Here is an 18561-nt window from a genome sequence, read left to right as displayed (position 1 = left end):
ACGCAGGTAGGGTCCGGGCGGTGAGCGATCATCTGCCAGACCGAGATCGAAGCCGGATTCGCGCGGCCGATGCGGACAGAAATCTGGTCGCGCAGCTGCTGAGCGATGCCTTCGCGAACGGCCAACTCACCGTCACCGAGTACGACGAACGCACGGCAGCGGTGTACCGGGCGAAGACCTACGGCGAACTCGACGTACTGACCGGAGACCTGGTCCTGTCTCCGCCTCCCGCACGTGCACCATCCGGTGGCTCCGCGAACGACCGCGTGATCGCCATCATGAGCGGTGCCATGCGTAAAGGAGAGTGGACCGCGGCGGCGCGCATCGACGCGTTCGCCTTCTGGGGTGGCATCGAACTCGACCTACGCCGTGCATCGTTCTCCGCCGAGGAAACCACCATCAACTGCGTGGCCATCATGGGCGGCATCGAGGTCACCGTGCCGCCCGGAGTGAGCGTAGAGGTCCGCGGCATGGGGATCATGGGCGGATTCGAGCACGTCAGCGCGGCCCACCCCGGCGCACCGCGCGTGGTCGTCACTGGCTTCGCGTTCTGGGGTGGGGTGTCGGTCGAAATCAAGGACCCCGACAAACCTAGGATCGCCGACGCTTGAGGTAGTCGGTCACCACCGCGGCACCGAGTCCGTCGAGATCCGGCGCGATGACGCGTCCGCCCACACGCTCGGCCATCTTGTCGACCACCCGAGCCAGGCCGGGATCGTCGCCGAGCCGAAAGATCGTCACCTGCGCCCCGAGTTTCGCGACGGTATCGAGCTCGCGCACGGTCAGTCCAAGTGTCTTGGAAGACGGTGGGTAGTCGAAGTACGCGTGACCGTCCGGCTCGAGATGCGCCGTCGGCTCCCCGTCGGTCACGATCAGCACCACGGGCTGCGCATTGGGATGACGCCGCAGATGCCGCACCGCAAGCATCAGCGCGTGATGCAGATTGGTGCCCTGATCGTAGGCACCGTCCAACCCGGCCAACTCCGAGGCCGTCAATGTCTGTGCGTGCCTGCCGAATCCGATGAGTTGCAGGTCGTCACCGCGAAATCGGGTGCTGACCAGGTGATTGAGCGCCAGTGCCGTGCGCTTCATCGGCACCCAGCGGCCGTCCATCACCATCGAGAACGACGTGTCGACCAGCAGCGCCACCGCTGCCTGCGTTCGCGTCTCGGTCTCACTGATCTCCACATCGGTCACCTGCAACTGCACCGGGAAGCCCGATCCTGTTGCCGCCGAGCGCAGTACCGCATTGTTGACCGTGCGGGTCACGTCCCACGGCTCGGTGTCACCGAACTCCCACGCTCGCGACGCTCCGGTGGGCTCCCCCATCGCACCTGCCTTGCGGGTGTCTCGCTCGCCGCCGCGTCGGGACAGCTTTCCCGCGACGTCCTTGAGCGCGGACTGCCCCAGCTGACGCATCGCCTTGGGTGACAGACGCCATTGCCCGTCGGCACCCTTGTCCATGAAACCCTGCTGCTGCAGGGCTTTTTCGAGTTCGGCGAGCATTCTGGCATCGGCCGCCGCCTCGGGCCCGAGTTGCTTCAGCAACGCGTCGGCATCGATGTCGTCCAGTGCGGCACCGTTGTACTGCTGCGACAGTTGGTTACCCAGGTTCTCGAGATCGGCGATGTCCTGGAGCGCGCCGGTACCGTCGCCCAGCCCCATACCGTTCTCGCCGCGGAAGTTCTGCGAGCCGTCCCAATCCTCACCGGGCCGGGCCTGCTGCAGGTTCTGATCGAGCTGATCGAGCTGATTCAGCAGATTCGAGTCGCCGAAGGCCTGCTGTGCCAAGGCATCCAACTCGGCCCGCTGCTCGGGCGTGAGCGAGTTGCGTAGCCGCTGCGCCGCCGCAGCCCGCTGCGCGAGCGAATCCAACAGCTCGTCGACATTCTCGGGGTTCTCCGGAAAATGCTGACCGTGCTTGTCCATGAACTTCTCGAACTGCTCGTCGGTGTCCTCGCCCTTGTTGTGGGCGTCGAGCAATTCGTTGAGGTCCTTCAGCATGTCACTGATGGCCTGACGGTCCTCCTCGGTGGCACCTTCGAGGGCTTGCTTCATGCCGGCAAAACGCTGATCGAGCATTTCGCGTCCGAGCAGATCCTTGATCTTCTCGTAGTTCTCGCGACCCTCGGACGACCGCCAGTCGTAGTCCGAAAGCTCCTGCACCGCTTGCGCAGTGGACGGAGACAGATCGCCGATCTGCATCTCTTGGAAGCGAGCATCGTCGTCGAGGGCACGCGCCAACGCCTTGCGCTCCTCGAGTACTGCCTTGTCCAGCAGCTCACGTACTTCCTGCAGCGTGCCGTCGAGGTTGTTCTTCTTCAACAGATCTCGACGACGCTTCGCCGCCTGCGCGGCCAGGTCGTCGAGCCCACGCATGTTCTTCGTCCCGCGCCGCAGCATCTCCTGCAATGCCCGACGCGGTGACGCGCCCTCGAGCACGTCCTCGCCGATCGCGTCGAGCGCCTCGCGCAGATCCACCGGTGGCGCAAGGGGATCCGGACCGTCGTGATACCGCCCGTATCTGGAGCGACGCATCAGCTGTACACCGTCTGACCGTCGTCGTCGGGGTCCTTCGAGATGCGACGCGCGAGGTAGAGGCCCTCGAGAGCGAGTTCGACGGCGGCCGCCTTCTCCCCGTCCGAGGTGGCGTTCAGCCGCTCGTGGATGTCGCCGATGACCTCGACGTCGGGCAACTCGTCGAGCAGCGCCTTGGCGGTGATGCGGTCGCCGGTGACGATCGGTTCGCCGGTCTCCACTGCCGTCACCAGAGCTGCGAGGTTGATGCCGCCGAGGTGTGCTCGGACGGTGTCCGCAGTCGCGCGGCGCAGCATGTGTTCGAGCACCTCGATTTCGCGGCCTTCTTCGCCGGATTCGAATTCGACCTTGCCGCGCAGCACCTCGATGATGGTGCCGAGATCCACCGGCCGGGCCACGGGCTCGGCCTCCCCCAGGATCGCGGCCCGGTGAACGGCTGCGGCAGCGATGGTTTCGGCTGCGGCGATCGCGAATCGGGCGGAAACGCCGGAGCGCTGGTCCACCGACGGCGACTCGCGCAGCAGTCGGGTGAATCGGGCCAACACCTCGAGCAGGTAGGTCGGGACCGCGGCCTGCAGCTCGGCTTCCTGATCGATGACGGCCACCTCGGCGTCGAGTTCGAGGGGATAGTGAGTCCTGATCTCGGCTCCGAATCGGTCCTTGAGCGGGGTGATGATGCGTCCGCGATTGGTGTAGTCCTCCGGGTTCGCGCTCGCGACCAACATGACGTCGAGGGGCAGGCGCAGCGTGTAGCCGCGAACCTGGATGTCGCGCTCCTCCATGACGTTGAGCAACGACACCTGGATGCGCTCGGCAAGGTCCGGCAGCTCGTTGATCGCCACGATGCCGCGGTGGCTGCGAGGGACCAGTCCGAAGTGGATGGTTTCCGGGTCGCCGAGACTGCGACCCTCGGCCACCTTCACCGGATCGACGTCACCGACGAGGTCGGCCACCGAGGTATCCGGGGTCGCGAGCTTCTCGGCATACCGCTCGCTGCGATGCCGCCATTCGACGGGAAGGTCGTCGCCGAGTTCCTTCGCCTTCCTGATGCTGGCAGGGGTGATGGGCTCGTAGGGATGCTCACCGAGTTCGGCTCCGGCGATCACCGGCACCCACTCGTCGAGCAACAAATTCAGGGTGCGCAGCAGTCGCGTCTTGCCCTGACCGCGCTCGCCGAGCAGAACCACGTCGTGACCGGCCAGAATCGCGCGCTCGAACTGCGGCAACACCGTCGAGCCGAATCCGACGATCCCCGGCCACGGATCTGTGCCGTCGCGCAATGCCTTCAGAAGATTTTCCCGCAGCTCTTCCTTGATCGACCGCTGCCGATGTCCGGATGCCTTGAGTTCGCCGAGAGTGGAGATGCCAGGTTTGGTAGAGGTCACTTCTCCACGCTACGAGCGTTTGCCGAAAGCTGCCATCTAGTGGTCGGTTGTGGTTCCGTCGAGCTCGCACCTATGCCACCTGAACTGGACAAATCGCCCGCATAAGTGCGAGCTCGCTACACCGGTGCGCCTGCCGCTCGAAGCGCGGCTCTGACGCGTGCCACAACGTCGTGAGGTCGCAGCCGCAGTTGCTCGGAATTGACCCGAACGATCTGCCAATAGCACTGCTGCAATTCCTCTGACCTCTCGATGTCACGGGTCCGCTGACGCTCGTCGAGCCAATGGTGAACGCCGTCGTACTCGACCCCCACCCGCCAACGACGCCACCCCAGGTCGATCCGCGCCACGAACCTGCCGGAACTGTCGCGGATCTCGACCTGTGTCTCGGGCTTCGGCAGGCCTGCCCCGACCAGTAGGAGCCGGGTGCGCGTCTCCTGTGGCGATTCCGCTCCACCGTCGACGACATCGAGTGCACTGAACAGGCACCGAATGCCTCGGATGCCCGGCCGCTGCTGCGCATAAGCACGTACAGCTTCCACGTCTACCCCGGTTGCAGCAACCACTGAGTCGAGGAGGACCACGGATAGTGGCGGCTGGACCCAGCGCCCGATATCGAATGCCGTGCGCACCGGTGTGGTGACAGCAATTTCCCCGACGACGCACACATCATCGCCGTCGAAGGCATCGCGATGGATTCGCAGACCGGGCAACTGATGCGACCTTCCGTTCGCCAGCACACTCGGCGGAGCGCTCGGGTCGATCCACTTCGCGCCGTGGACTGCCGCCGCGGAGACCCCTGCAATCACGGCACCATCGCCGACACAGATCGATGCGGCGACGGCCATCGTTCGCGCATCGAGAACGGTCCCGTCGCAGACATACGTGTCGCGAAAGACCCTCACATAGTTGCGACTCAGCTCGTGCCTGCTGAGAGCGCCCGAGCGTATTGCCTGCGAACCCCGAAACGGTCCGACCTGAATCCCCATGGCTCAACCCTGGCAGGGTCGACACCCCTGAAACGGCCCACTGTGCACTCTGTGGATAACTTTTCATCCATCCACAGATTGTCGAGTTCGCAGTTATGCGGCCGAAAGTGAGGTATGTGGCTGCATAACTGCGAACTCGGCATCACGCACTAGTGCGCGAAGTGTCGCGAACCCGTCAGATACAGCGTCACGCCTGCATCCTGTGCCGCTGTGATCACTTCGTTGTCGCGTACCGAACCACCGGGCTGCACAACGGCTTTGACGCCTGCTGTCATCAGCACCTGCAGACCGTCGGGGAACGGGAAGAAGGCATCGGAGGACGCCACCGAGCCGACGACGCGATCCCCGGCTCGCTGGACGGCGAGGTGGGCGGCATCGACGCGGTTGACCTGGCCCATTCCGACACCGACCGACGCCCCTCCGTGGGCGAGCAGGATCGCGTTGGACTTCACGGCCCTACCTGCGCGCCAGGCGAATTCAAGATCCTTCAGGGTCTGCTCGTCGGCGGGCTCGCCGGCAGCGAGGGTCCAGTTGGCAGGATTGTCGCCGTCTGCGTCGAGAACGTCGCGCTGCTGCAGCAGTGCGCCGCCGGAGATCGGCTTGAGTTCGACGCCCGAGGTGGACGGAGCCTCCGCCAGCAGTACACGAATGTTCTTCTTGCGCTGCAACACTCCGAGAGCACCGTCGGCGTAGGACGGCGCGATGATGACCTCGGTGAAGATCTCGGCCACCTGCTCGGCCATCTCGACGGTGACCTCGCGGTTGGCTGCGATGACGCCGCCGTAGGCACTCACCGGATCGCAGGCGTGGGCCTTGCGGTGCGCCTCGGCGATGTCGTTGCCGACGGCGATACCGCACGGGTTGGCGTGCTTGATGATCGCGACGGTGGGCTCGGCATGATCGAACGCCGCCCGCCACGCCGCATCGGAATCGGTGAAGTTGTTGTACGACATCTCTTTACCGTGCAGCTGCTCCGCCTGCGCGATGCCGGAGCTCGCAGGATCGACGTAGAGCGCCGCAGCCTGGTGCGGGTTCTCGCCGTAGCGAAGCACGGCCGAGCGATCCCAGGTTCCGCCGATCCATTCCGGAAACGACGATTCGGTATCGGGGGTCAGCACATTGCTCATCCACGACGCCACCGCGACGTCGTAGGCGGCCGTGTGCTGAAAAGCCTGTGCCGCAAGGGAAGTCCGTTCGGCGAGGGTGAATCCGCCACCGGCCACGGCCGCGAGCACGTCTTCGTAGCGGGACGGATCGACCACCACGGCAACCGAGGGGTGGTTCTTGGCTGCGGCGCGCACCATCGACGGTCCACCGATGTCGATCTGTTCGACGCATTCGTCCGGCGTCGCCCCGCTGGCGACGGTCTCGGTGAACGGGTACAGATTCACCACGACGAGCTCGAAGGCCTCGATGCCCAATTCCTCGAGCTGCGAAAGATGTTCGGGCTTACGGGTATCGGCGAGCACGCCGGCATGCACGCGAGGATGCAGCGTCTTGACGCGACCTTCGAGGGTCTCGGGGAATCCGGTGAGATCCTCGACCTTGGTGACCGGGATTCCGGCGTCGGCGATCTTGCTCGCCGTCGATCCGGTGGACACGAGAGCGACGCCCGCACCGTGCAAGCCGGTCGCCAGTTCGATCAGTCCGGTCTTGTCGTAGACGCTGACCAGCGCGCGGCGCACTGCTTTACGTTCACTCATCGGATTATCTGAGCCTTTCGTCCATCGGAGGTGACACCTGTGGTGGCCACGGCTGCGATCACGTCGACCAGCAACCGTCGCTCGACAATCTTGATGCGTTCGTGCAGAGCAGCTTCGTCGTCGCCGTCGAGGACCGGCACGGCTTCCTGCGCCAGGATCGGCCCGGTATCGACGCCGGAATCGACCAGATGAACCGTCGAACCGGTCAGTTTGACGCCGTGGTCGAGTGCGTCCCGCACGGCATGTGCGCCGGGGAACGATGGCAGGAGCGCGGGGTGAGTGTTGACGATGCGTCCGGTGAAGGCCCCGAGAAATTGCGGGCCGAGAATCTTCATGAAACCGGCGGTGACGACGAGATCGGGCTCGTGCGCCAGAACGGCGTCGGTGAGCGCGATGTCCCACTGCGCTCGATCGGCGTAGTCCTTCAATCCGATTCGAAAGTTCGGCATTCCGGCCTCGTCGGCACGGCGGGCTGCGTCGCACTCTCGATCGACTCCGACGGCCACGATGCGCGCGGGATAGCTCTCGGCAGCAGTCGCGGCGATGAGCGACTGCAGAAGCGAGCCGGTCCCCGATGCGAGGACGACGACCCGCGCGGGTGTCTCACGCAAGGCAGTCAGCGCACTACTCCTGAATTGTCGAGGCGGATCGTTCGAGCCAGCGGAAAGCCTAGTCGCTGCGCCGTCGAGCCCTACCGGGCAGGTCCGTCCTGATCTCCGGGAGGTGCGACGATCTCGGCATCCAACGGTTCGGCGGTAGCGGCCTCGACGGTCGCGTCCGGTTCTTCGGCCGGTGGCATCTCTGCCGGGACGTCGTCGACGACCTCCGCCTCGACGACATCCTCGACCACCTCGGTCTGTTCGTCGTCCTCCGATTCGGACGGGGCGGTCTCGGACGGGTCAGGCTCGGATGGGGCAGGTTCGGATGGGGCAGGTTCGATAGCCAGCTCGGCCGCAGGTACCGGAGTCGGAACGGGCTCGTCGCGAGTCGGCTCGGGTTCTGCTCGACGCCACACGACGAAGGCTGCGGAGGCGGAACCGACGACGGCCAGCCACGCGAACGTCAGCAGCCCGAAGCTCCAGACGGTGACTTCGACGGTGCCGAAGGTGCCCAGGTTTCCGCCTGCGGCGTAGCCGAGCAGTGCTGCGAGCGCTCCGGCCGCGGCCGCCACGGCCCATACCGAGGACACTGCAACCTGGATGTCGGCGCTGCGGATGGCGCAGTCGCGGCCGAGCAGTAGCCCGGCGCCGATCGGGACGACGAGCATGACGACCCAGATCGTCTGGGCCGATCCCTCGGGGAGGACGGCCAGGATCGGCAGCGGCGGTAGCGGTCCTCCGGTGGTGGAGAACAGGCTGACCGACGCGTCGCCGAACCCGGCTGTGGAACCGGTGGCCACCGCGAGTGCACCGATGACGATGTTGGGGAGATAGAGCACGGACAGCACGGTCAGCCCGAGCATGCCGACGACATCGCCTCCGCTCTCGAGCAGTGCGCCGGCGGTCTCCCAGGAGACGAGCAGGGCGAGCAGTACGACCGCCGCCCCGCCTGCAGCGAGGATCGACAGCGCGCGCACGAAGGGCGCAACGAGCGCGCGAACCCAGTCCGGAAGTCCGCGGCGGATCACCACCGAGTCCCAGCACGCGAAGAGCAGACCGGTTCCGGACGCGGCCGCGTGCACGCCTGCGACCCAGGAGAAGGCAACGAGAGCATTGGGACTGGACAGTCCGATGACGGTGGACGCGTCCTTGGCGACGGCCAGAGCAATGGCGGTGACGGCGAGCGGGCCGGCCATCGACGCCGCGAATACCCACCGAAGCACGCGACGGTCGGTGTCGGAGTCCACCGCGTGGTGGACGGTACGAGCGACGGACCAGCCGATGATCAGGGTCGGCAGCAGCGGTGCGACGCCGAGGGATGTGCCGCCGATACTCAGGGGCACCAGGTGCACGGCGAACCACGAACCGGCGATCGCTCCGAGCGTTCCGGTGAGGTCGCTGTTGGCCGAGACGAGGGTGACCAGAGCAAGGGTCGTCGCGATCACCACGACCAGTCCGGAGGTCTTGAAGGCCACTGCGGCGAGCATGCGCGACTGATCGGGCGTCGGTCCGGTGCTCGCGCGGGGAGCCCGGGCGGCCGCGCGTCGCGTCTCTCGGTTCAATAGATCGCTCATCGCAACGAGAGTCGCATCATCTTCGCGGCGCGCCGGTCAGGCGCGCCGCGAAGTGGGTTGTGATGCCTGAATCAGTCGTGCTTCTTCTCGTCGTCCACAGCAGGAGTGGCACCGAACGACTGCGTGGGCGCGCCGTACGGCGTCGACTGCTCGCCCGATTCGAGCTCGTCCGACTTCGCCGGAGGCTGGCCGTATCCCGAAGGCTGGCCGTACTGGTACTGGTTCGGCGGATAGGCCTGCCCGCTCGGACCGGTGTACGGCGGCGGTGCATAGCCGCCCTGGGGCGACGAGGGGTTGGGGGCGGACTGTCCGTACGGCGGCTGCCCACCCGGGTTGTAGGAATGCTGACCCGAGGCCTGTCCGCTCGGTGCTTGACCGCTGAGACCTTGACCGCTGAGACCTTGACCGCTGGGACCTTGACCGAAGTTCGACGAGGTTCCCTGGGGCTGACCGTACGACGGCGGATTGCCGTATGCCTGCGGTTGCGAGGGCCCACCGAACGACGTCGTCGGCGCGTTGTACGGGTTCTGCTGGCCGTATCCGGGCTGCTGATTCTGGTTGCCGTAGCCCGCAGGCTTGGGAGCCGGAGCCTTGACGATGCCCGCGTCGAGCAACAGTGCCAGCACCGCGGCGGCTGCTTGGACGAAGCCGAGGACAAGCACCAGGATCGCACCGATACCGAGCGAGCTGGTGGTGCTGGCGAACTCGTTGCCCTCTGCGCTGGGCAGACTGAACGACTGGAAGACCAGCACCAGCCAGCCGGCGATCGCCAGGGCGGCCACCACGGCCTGGTTCCTGGCGTCCTTCTGTATGAGCGAGGCACCGGCGATCAAGCCCGCTGCCAGCAGCAGAGCAACCGACACGGCGCTTCCGCCGGAGGCGAAGAAGGTGGTGCTGAACGACGTCTGAATGCTGCTCGGCAGTTCCTGAGACGAGGTGACCTCGGCGGTGACGAGGTCCAGCAGGCCGAGCAGGAAGGTGACGACGCCGAGCCCGAGGATCACGAACGTGAGAATCTTCGGCAGATTCGCCAGACCTGATCCGGGCGACTTACGTCCGGACGCGGCCGGCCCTGGTCCGGCCGGTGCCGAGGTGCCCGGCACCGGAGGGCCGAAGGGATTGGACACCGACGGCTGGTGAAAGGGCTGGTTCTGTCCTGGATGACCCTGCGGGTTGGACGACGGCTGATTCGGCAAGGACGACGGGCCGTAGGACGGGCCACCTCCGCCGTAGCCACCAGAGTTGGAGCCCCCTGTTTCAGGGCCGCCGGGCGAGTAGGTCATCGCGTCTCCTCATCTGAGATTGTCCGTACCCCAGGTCGGTCGGGTCCGAGAACTCACGCTACTGCACGGACCCGACCGATCACGGAACCGAAAGGTCAGCGGGCTGCCACCAACTCCTGGTCGTTCGCCTCGGCGGCCTCGAGTTCCCGAACCAGCGGCAGGACCTTCGCCCCGAAGTACTCGATCTCCTCCTGGAAGTGCAGGAAGCCGCCGAGAATCAGGTCGACGCCGCGGCGACGGTAGGCAACGATGCGCTCGGCCACCTGCTCCGGTGTGCCGATCAACTGCGTCTTGAAGCCGTCGTTGTACTGAACGAGATCCTCGAACGTCGAATCGGCCCACATTCCCTTCTTGTCGCCCGTCGAATTGCCCGCCTGTTGCACCGCGCCCTTGAACCCTTCGACAGCGGGCTTGTTCGCCTTCTCGATGATCTCGCGCAACGTGTCTCGGGCTTCCTTCTCGCTGTCTCGCGCGATGATGAAGCCGTTGAGTCCGAACTTGACCTCGCGCTGATGATCACGCGCGACGCGTCGGAGGTTGTCGAGTTGCTCGGTGACGCCGTCGAAATCTTTGCCGTTGCTGAAGTACCAGTCCGAGTACCGTCCGGCATTCTCCTGCGCTGCAGACGAATTGCCGCCCTGGAACAGTTCCGGGTTGGGGCGGTCGGGAGTGTTCAGCGGTTTGGGCTTGAGGGTGAAGTCGTGGATCCGATAGAAGTCGCCGCGGAAGTCGACGTCGTCCTCGGTCCAGATCTTGCGCAGCACCTGCAGGAATTCTGCACTGCGACGGTACCGCTCGTCATGCTCGAGCCACGGCTCGCCGAGGTGGGTGAACTCGTCCTTGAACCAGCCGCTGACGACGTTGACGGCGAATCGGCCGTTCGAGAGGTGATCGGCAGTGGCACCGAGCTTGGCCAGTACCGCCGGCTGCCACAGCCCGGGATGCACTGCGGCAATGACTTTGAGCCGCTCGGTGGCCAGCAGCAGCGCGAGCGAGAAGCTGGTCGACTCGTGCTGGAACTCGGCCCCGTAGCTGGCTTCGTAGCGAACCTGACTCAGGGCGTACTCGAAACCGTTGTTCTCGGCCGTCTGCGCCAGCTTCTTGTTGTACTCGTACTCCCAGCTGGTGCGCTGTTCGATGGTGCTGGTGACCAGACCTCCCGAGACATTGGGAACCCAGTATGCGAATTTGATTGCGTCGGTGATTTTTTCGGTGCTCATGTGCGTCATCCTTCGACGGATCAATGTGCCATCCACGCACTCAGATGGTGTGAATGGCACATTCATCCGGAAATCGGGGGCGGATCGGGGCCAGAAAGGTCGGGACTACGAGTACCAGGTGGGCTCGGGCAGTTCGCCCGTGAGAACCCAGCGCCCGACCTCGCGTCGCTTGTATGCGACCGGATCGTGCAGGGTGTGCGTACGTACGTTGCGCCAGAAGCGGTCGAAGCCGTACTTGCTGGCCGTGGCTCGGGCACCGAGCGCCTCGAACACCGTCGAGGTGATCTCGAGCGAGACCTCGGTGGCGCGAGCCTTGACGGCGGCGACGCGTACCTCGTGATCACCGCGCTCCTCGGCGGTGACGTTCCAGGCGTTGTCGTGAATCTTCTGTCCTTCCAACGCCACTGCGTCGGCGAGAGCTTCGACGGCCCAGAGCTTGGAGGTCAGATCGCCGTAGATGTCGATGATGTACGGCTCGTCGACGGCCTTGTCCACGGTGCTGTGCAGCCACGCACGGGTTTTGTCCTTGGTGTACGACGCGGCCTCCTCGAGTGCGCCCCTCGCGATTCCGAGGTAGAAGTTGACGAACACCAGCTGGATGGTCGGAACGTTGAGGGTGTTGTAGACGCGCGGCTGAAAAGCTTTGTCCACGAACCCTGCTGCGCTGGCCCAGTCGACGCGAACCTTGTCGATGGTCACGCTGCCGCTCTCGGTCTGACGCTGGCCGATGTTGTCCCAGTCGTCGTGGAAGGACAAGCCCTCGATGTTCGACGGCACGATCGCGAACACGTGATCGGTGCTGCCTTCGAGAGCACCTTCGAGCACGGTGACGTCGGAGACCCGACTGCCGGTGGAGAAGGTCTTGGAGCCGTCGAACACGATGGTGTCGCCCTCGTCGGTGACGGCGACATCGTTGTCCCGAGGGTTGACGGCACCGCCGAAGAACCACTTGTTCTTCGTCGCGTCCGCTTCGACGGCCTCGATCTGCTCGGGAGTTCCGACGAGCCGCGCAGCCCAGAACCACAGCAGGTGGTATCCGAGCAGCTGACCGATGGAACCGTCGGCCTTCGACACGGTGCGAATCACTTGATACGCCGTGGGCCAATCCTGTCCGCCACCACCGTGTTCGACGGGGCCGAGCAGGGTGACCAGGCCCGCGTCCTTGAGCAACTGCACCTCGGCGGTGGGAATCTCGCGGCCCTTGTCGCGAGCGACGGCATCGACAGCGAGCAGTTGAGCTACCTCACCCGCGCGGGAAATCCACCCGGCAGCAGTGGTGGGGGCGTCGGGCCAGTTCTTGGTGAGGGCGCGATTTTCTGTGGTTGTCATGACGCACAGTGAAGTCCGGCTCCGAGCCCGGGACCACACTTCGAATCAGCGTGATTTCAACAGCGCCCTCAGCTCCGCAGAATTTTCTCCATCTTCTTGCCCTTGGCAAGCTCGTCGATCAGCTTGTCCAGGTAGCGGATTTTCTGCATCAGAGGGTCCTCGACATTCTCGACGCGAATGCCGCAGACGACTCCGGTGATCAGGGTCGCGTTCGAGTTGAGGTCCGCTGCCGCGAAGAACTCGTCGAACGTCGTTTCGGCCTGGAGATGGCGGTCGAGGGCCGACTGGTCGAAACCGGTGAGCCAGCGGATGATCTCGTCGACCTCCGCTTTCGTCCGGCCTTTTCGCTCGGCTTTGTTCACGTAGTGCGGATAGACCGAGCTGAAGGCGGTGGTGAAGATCCTGTGCACGCGCATCAATCTAGACCCCGCCGCGTGAATGTGACTTTGCCGCGCCCAGACGTGTGCAGTGGTCCATTGACGCGAAGCGGGCGCGCGCACGAAAAAGCCCGCCACCGGATTCGGTGGCGGGCTCCTTACGATGTGAAACTTACTTCACAGAAAGCGATTCCAGGATTTCGCGCGCGAGGGCAGCGGTCTCGGACGGCGTCTTGCCGACCTTGACGCCTGCGGCCTCTAGTGCGTCCTTCTTCGCCTGCGCCGTTCCCAGCGAGCCGGAGACGATGGCGCCTGCGTGGCCCATGGTCTTGCCCTCGGGCGCGGTGAAGCCTGCGACGTAGCCGACGACCGGCTTGGTCACGTTGGCCTTGATGTAATCGGCTGCGCGCTCTTCGGCGTCGCCGCCGATCTCACCGATCATGACGATGATCTTGGTGTCGGGATCCGCTTCGAACGCCTCGATGGCGTCGATGTGGGTGGTTCCGATGACCGGGTCGCCGCCGATGCCGATGGCGGTCGAGAAGCCGAAGTCACGCAGCTCGAACATCATCTGGTAGGTCAGCGTGCCGCTCTTGGAGACCAGGCCGATGGGGCCGGTTCCCGAGATGTTGGCGGGTGTGATGCCGACGAGAGCCTCACCGGGGGTGATGATTCCGGGGCAGTTGGGCCCGATGATGCGGGTCTTCTTGCCCTTCTCCACGTTGTAGGCCCACGCGTACGCGGAGTCCTGCACGGGGATGCCCTCGGTGATGACGACGAGCAGCGGGATCTCGGCGTCGATGGCCTCGACGATGGCGTCCTTGGAGAATGCCGGCGGGACGAACGCGATGGAGACGTCCGCTCCGGTCTTCTCCATGGCCTCGGCGACGGAGCCGAAGACCGGGAGTTCGATGTCGTTGCCGTCGGCGTCGACGTGCTTGACCGTGGTGCCGGCCTTACGTGCGTTGACGCCACCGACGACCTGGGTTCCGGCCTTGAGCATCAGGGCGGTGTGCTTGGTGCCTTCGCCGCCGGTGATGCCCTGGACGATGACCTTGTTGTCCTTGTTCAGAAAGATAGACATTGTTTCCTCTACTTCGCTGCCAGCTCGGCGGCCTTGTCGGCGCCCTCGTCCATGGTTCCGGCGAGCGTCACCAGCGGGTGCGCGGCGTCGGCGAGAATCTTGCGGCCCTCTTCGACCTTGTTGCCGTCGAGACGGACGACCAGCGGCTTGTTGGCGTCGTCGCCCAGCTTCTTCAGTGCGCCGACGATGCCGTTGGCTACTGCGTCGCACGCGGTGATTCCGCCGAAGACGTTGACGAACACGCTCTTGACCTGCTCGTCACCGAGGATGACGTCGAGGCCTGCGGCCATGACCTCGGCCGAGGCGCCGCCGCCGATGTCGAGGAAGTTGGCGGGCTTGACGCCGCCGTGTGCCTCGCCCGCGTATGCGACGACGTCGAGGGTCGACATGACCAGTCCGGCACCGTTTCCGATGATGCCGACCTGTCCGTCGAGCTTGACGTAGTTGAGGTCGTTCTCCTTGGCCTTGGCCTCGAGGGGATCGGCTGCGTCCTTGTCCTCGAACTCGGCGTGGCCGGCCTGACGGAAGTCTGCGTTGGCGTCGAGCGTCACCTTGCCGTCGAGGGCCAGGATCTGATCGTCCGGGGTGCGAACCAGCGGGTTGACCTCGACCAGGAGAGCGTCTTCGTTGATGAAGACCTCCCACAGCTTCTGGATGGTCACCGCAGCGGCGTCGAGCACCTCGGCGGGAAGCTTGCCCTTTTCGGCGATTTCACGAGCAAAAGCAAGGTCGACACCCTTGACGGCGTCGACCGGAATACGTGCGAGTGCGTCGGGGTTCTCCTCCGCCGTCACCTCGATTTCGACGCCACCCTCGACCGAACACATTGCGAGGTAGGTGCGGTTGGTGCGATCGAGCAGGAAGGAGATGTAGTACTCCTCGGCGATGTCGGAGGCTTCTGCAACGAGAAGCTTCTTGACGACATGGCCCTTGATGTCGAGTCCGAGAATCGCTTCTGCGTTCTCGGTGGCTGCTGCGACGTCCTTGGAGTACTTGACGCCACCGGCCTTGCCGCGGCCGCCGACCTTGACCTGTGCCTTGACCATTACTGGCTTGCCGATTTCTTCGGCAATCTGTGTTGCTCCGGCGACCGTGTCGGTGACACGACCGGCGGAGGTGGGTACGCCATGCTTGGCGAACAATTCCTTCGCCTGGTATTCGAAGAGATCCATCAGCTCACCGTCTCGTCTACGTTGACGCCCGCTCCAGGGGTGTGAGCGGGTCTGAGCATGGACTTTATCCAGGTGTCCCGACAGCGCATCGGGCGCATGCATGCTATGTGGCCTATCTCACCGCCACCGGCTCGATGAAGCGGCCGTCACCGATCGTCGCGGCGGGCCGAAAGTGCCGCGGCGACACCGAGAACGACGATTCCCGCCACCAACGGGAGCACCGCAGGCCCCATTTCCGGATCGGTGGCGCGTGCAGATGTCAGCGGCCACGACGCCAGATGGACGATCCCGGCGACGGCTGCTCCGCCGAGCAGGACGCTGCCGCGTGCGGCCCGAGCTCGCGCCGCGACGATTGCGGCCACGAAAACTCCGACGGCGAGCAGCATCTGCCCCCAGGTGTCCCAGCCCCACGGAAATTCGGTGACGGTGGCGGCAGTGAAATCGCTGCCCCGATACAGCGGCAGAGCCAGGCCCACAGCGAGAAGTACTGCACCGAACAAGCCGGTGCCGAGCACCACGCCGTCGGTTGATGCGTCCGCGGACGTGTCGACGTCGTCGCGTTCGGCCGAGCCGGCGAACAGGGCCAGTAGTCCGGTGGCTGCCGCTGCGACGACGCCCGCGATGATCGCCAGAGCGCCGATGCCGGCACCGACGCCGTCCACGTCCTCGGCGAGCACCACCGACTGCAGCACCCCAGCCGCAGCGGCCACCGCGCCGAGCCAGAACATCGACACGAACGGCCGCGCAGCCGAGGCGAATTCGGAGAACAGCAGCGGCACCGAACCCAGAATCATCACGAACCCCGCGACCATCACCACGCGGGTGGCCAAAATCTGCGGCACGGCGATCCCCGAGTCGGTCTCCAGAATCGGCAACAACGATCCGACGACGAACAGCACGCCTGCAAGAACGCCGATGCTGCCTGCCGCGGCATGCCACCTCGTCGCCCCGAGGCCGGCGACACCGCGGACACCCCGCGCACCCGACTCGCGCTGCTGCGCTCTCTCCAGCGCCCGACGGTCGCGCGCTACCGCGACGGGTGCAAGCACTGCGCCGCAGATCAGCAGTCCGAGCCCTGCAACCGTTCCCGAATACGCGCCGAGACCGGCGTCCACCCGGTCACCGGTACCGAGTCCCGCGAGCAGACCGACCCCGGCGAAACCGAGTACCCCGAGCCCGGCACCGACGGACGCACCCGACGCCACCTGCGGCGACAGAGAGGCCAGGGCCGACGCAGCCACCACGAGCGCCGCGATACCGACGACCCCGGAGCCCACCGCGACGAACACCGGCGACTCCACCACCGCCGTCACGATCACCACCGGATCGGACGAGCGGTACAGCGAGGCAAAAGCCGCAACGGCCGCCAGCACACCGAACGCGCCGAGCAGCGCCGCGAGCAACGGCCCGACACGCCCCGCCGCCGCGCGCCCCACGTGTTCCGAATACACCGAGTGGCCGTACCCGTCACCGAGCCCGGCGCGGTGCACCGCAGACCACCCCGCAATACCCGCCAGCACCGACACAGCGTGACCGACGAGCAGAACATAGGCACCGGCGGTCGCGTCGAGCATCGCGGCGCTCAGCGGGCGGAAGAGCTCTAGCCGATTCGCGTCGATGGGATCGGACAGCAAGGCAACGTCGAGCAACGTGAGGCCGAGTGCCACTGCGCCGTATCCGGCCAGCAGGGCTGCGGCGAACTCGACGCGTTTGCCGACCACACCCGCCGCGGCTCCGAGGACAACGACGACGGGGACGGCACCGGCCAGGATCGCAGCCACCATTGCCCCGGTACCCACCGGCGAACCGTCGGCGCTGCGGACGACGCCGATCAGCTGGGCCACCACCGCAGCAACCGCAGCGATCAGACCGAGTGCGACGGCAAGCGCGATGCGCGGAGTGGGCGACGGATCGTCGGCTCGGCCGAACTCTCCGTCCTGGGGTCGAATCCGCTGCGGTTCCGCTCGCTCGGAGCCGGGGGCGGACGAGTCGTCGAAGGTGGGAGTCGGCACTCGGATCACGGTATCGGCTCGATCGGTGCGAGAACCGTTACTGTCACCGTGTGCCGTCCACGTGTTCTCGTGTCCGATTACGAATGTGGCCCGTCACGACATAACCGCTGGTCGACTTGTGAGCCATCTCACATATGCCGCCGGTTTGGGCTGTTAACTTGCGCGCCCCGCAATCATTTCGTTACCGTCTGCCGAGTCTTTCAGTAACGGCCAGGTCACGGATAACGGAGGTTGTAGGTCTTGCAGCAACACCGTGCGTCCTTCACATCGAGCAGATTCTCTCGACCCTCGGCCGAAGACGCGACCACGGTCTACAGCTACGAGCCCGCCGCCGCGCCTGCCGACAACGGTGCGTACGACGCCTACGCCTACCCCGCGTACCAGTATGCCGAGGCCGAGTACGTCGATACCGCCTTCGTCGCAGCCGACGAGTCGCCGACCGTCGTCACCACGTTCGTCACTACCGCAGACGCCACCCCCGTGGCCCGTCGCGGCGGCGCACACCGCATCCCCCTTCCCCCCACCGCACTCAAGGGCCGAGCTGCAGTTCTCGCAGTGGCCGCAGGTGCGGTAGTCGCGGCCGGCCAGGCCGTCGTCAACGACGACGCACCCACCGCGGTCGCCACCTCCGAGTACGCACTCGCCGCAGGTGAAGCACCCGCTGCGGCAGCAGTCGCGGCCACCACCGCTCCGCAGACCACCGAGGTCGAAGCCGACTCGTCCAGCGCGACGCCGTCGGAGGCTCCGCAGATCCTCAGCATCGCTGCGCCGGTGGATCTGAGCCAGTTCAACGACCTGCTCGCCAAGGGCCAGCGCTTCAGCGAAGAGCGTGCCGCCCGCGAAGCTGCTGCGCGCAGGCCGCTGTTCGCACTGCCGGCGCAGGGCACCTACACCTCCAACTTCGGCACCCGCTGGGGTGTTCTCCACGCCGGCGTCGATGTAGCCAACGCCATCGGAACCCCGATCTACGCCGTCGCCGACGGCAAGGTGATCGACTCAGGTCCGGCCGCAGGCTTCGGCATGTGGGTTCGCGTCCAGCACGCCGACGGCACGATCACCGTCTACGGCCACATCGACACCTCGACCGTCACGGTCGGTCAGGACGTCATGGCTGGCGATCAGATCGCGACGATGGGCAACCGCGGCTTCTCCACCGGCCCGCACCTGCACTTCGAGGTCCACCTTCCGGGCGAGGTCAAGATCGACCCGCTTCCGTGGCTCGCTTCCCGAGGAATCTCCCTCGGCCCAGAGATGGACTGAGTACACCAGCTTTCGACTCGAAGCCGGACCCCGCTTTCG

At 65.6% G+C, this 18561-nt stretch carries 15 protein-coding genes; 2 read left to right on the top strand and 13 right to left on the bottom strand.

Annotated elements, in window-relative coordinates; translation table 11 throughout:
* The first annotated feature begins 20 nt into the window (after window positions 1–20).
* A complete protein-coding gene (locus AB0362_RS21175; protein ID WP_317547745.1) occupies window positions 21–611 on the top strand; it encodes a DUF1707 domain-containing protein in 591 nt (196 codons plus the stop codon).
* On the opposite strand, the gene AB0362_RS21170 is transcribed toward AB0362_RS21175, so the two are convergent.
* The 13 genes from AB0362_RS21170 to AB0362_RS21110 all read right to left on the bottom strand — a co-directional run bounded on the left by AB0362_RS21170 (window position 592) and on the right by AB0362_RS21110 (window position 17262).
* Window positions 592–2538 carry a VWA domain-containing protein gene (locus AB0362_RS21170; RefSeq protein WP_094639538.1) on the bottom strand — a complete coding sequence of 649 codons (1947 nt, stop codon included), beginning with the start codon at window positions 2536–2538 and terminating at the stop codon, window positions 592–594. The two genes, AB0362_RS21175 and AB0362_RS21170, sit on opposite strands and share 20 nt — an antisense overlap.
* On the bottom strand, window positions 2538–3923 hold the full coding sequence (locus AB0362_RS21165) for an ATP-binding protein (protein WP_149405130.1): 1386 nt from the start codon (window positions 3921–3923) through the stop codon (window positions 2538–2540). The genes AB0362_RS21170 and AB0362_RS21165 overlap by 1 nt, the downstream gene beginning before the upstream one ends.
* Window positions 3924–4039: 116 nt before the next feature.
* Complete coding sequence (locus AB0362_RS21160) at window positions 4040–4909, bottom strand: DUF559 domain-containing protein (RefSeq protein ID WP_366236134.1); 870 nt, start codon at window positions 4907–4909, stop codon at window positions 4040–4042.
* Between the two features lie 149 nt (window positions 4910–5058).
* A complete protein-coding gene (purH, locus tag AB0362_RS21155; protein WP_317547749.1) occupies window positions 5059–6612 on the bottom strand; it encodes a bifunctional phosphoribosylaminoimidazolecarboxamide formyltransferase/IMP cyclohydrolase in 1554 nt (517 codons plus the stop codon).
* Window positions 6609–7232 carry a phosphoribosylglycinamide formyltransferase gene (purN, locus tag AB0362_RS21150; RefSeq protein ID WP_316629424.1) on the bottom strand — a complete coding sequence of 208 codons (624 nt, stop codon included), beginning with the start codon at window positions 7230–7232 and terminating at the stop codon, window positions 6609–6611. Before purN ends, purH begins: the two co-directional genes overlap by 4 nt.
* A gap of 71 nt (window positions 7233–7303) precedes the next feature.
* Entirely contained in the window at window positions 7304–8785 is a 1482-nt protein-coding gene (locus AB0362_RS21145; RefSeq protein WP_317547750.1) for a DUF6350 family protein, read from the bottom strand.
* A 71-nt stretch (window positions 8786–8856) separates the two neighbouring features.
* Window positions 8857–10068: a DUF5336 domain-containing protein gene (locus AB0362_RS21140; protein ID WP_317547751.1), complete on the bottom strand. Its 1212-nt coding sequence runs from the start codon at window positions 10066–10068 to the stop codon at window positions 8857–8859.
* Between the two features lie 95 nt (window positions 10069–10163).
* Window positions 10164–11288 carry a dimethylsulfone monooxygenase SfnG gene (gene sfnG, locus AB0362_RS21135; RefSeq protein WP_149405125.1) on the bottom strand — a complete coding sequence of 375 codons (1125 nt, stop codon included), beginning with the start codon at window positions 11286–11288 and terminating at the stop codon, window positions 10164–10166.
* A gap of 105 nt (window positions 11289–11393) precedes the next feature.
* The gene (locus tag AB0362_RS21130; RefSeq protein ID WP_188078541.1) at window positions 11394–12617 is read right to left on the bottom strand and encodes an acyl-CoA dehydrogenase family protein; all 1224 of its coding nucleotides are present in this window, start codon (window positions 12615–12617) and stop codon (window positions 11394–11396) included.
* Window positions 12618–12685: 68 nt separating this feature from the next.
* A complete protein-coding gene (locus AB0362_RS21125) occupies window positions 12686–13033 on the bottom strand; it encodes a DUF2200 domain-containing protein (protein WP_317547754.1) in 348 nt (115 codons plus the stop codon).
* A gap of 133 nt (window positions 13034–13166) precedes the next feature.
* The gene (gene sucD, locus AB0362_RS21120) at window positions 13167–14078 is read right to left on the bottom strand and encodes a succinate--CoA ligase subunit alpha (protein WP_068050146.1); all 912 of its coding nucleotides are present in this window, start codon (window positions 14076–14078) and stop codon (window positions 13167–13169) included.
* A gap of 8 nt (window positions 14079–14086) precedes the next feature.
* Window positions 14087–15250 (bottom strand): ADP-forming succinate--CoA ligase subunit beta, encoded by a 1164-nt coding sequence (gene sucC / locus AB0362_RS21115; protein WP_032377331.1) that lies wholly within the window; start codon window positions 15248–15250, stop codon window positions 14087–14089.
* A 146-nt stretch (window positions 15251–15396) separates the two neighbouring features.
* Window positions 15397–17262 carry a hypothetical protein gene (locus AB0362_RS21110; RefSeq protein WP_317810747.1) on the bottom strand — a complete coding sequence of 622 codons (1866 nt, stop codon included), beginning with the start codon at window positions 17260–17262 and terminating at the stop codon, window positions 15397–15399.
* Window positions 17263–17502: 240 nt separating this feature from the next.
* Here AB0362_RS21110 and AB0362_RS21105 point away from each other — a divergent pair, with 240 nt between their 5' ends.
* Window positions 17503–18522 (top strand): M23 family metallopeptidase, encoded by a 1020-nt coding sequence (locus AB0362_RS21105; protein ID WP_317810746.1) that lies wholly within the window; start codon window positions 17503–17505, stop codon window positions 18520–18522.
* Window positions 18523–18561: the final 39 nt, after the last annotated feature.

It is taken from the genome of Rhodococcus sp. NPDC079359 (genome assembly GCF_040702585.1).
In the GTDB taxonomy this organism is placed as follows: Bacteria; Actinomycetota; Actinomycetes; order Mycobacteriales; family Mycobacteriaceae; genus Rhodococcoides.
Note: the sequence above shows the minus strand (reverse complement) of the source record. Positions and strands in the feature narration are given on the sequence as shown.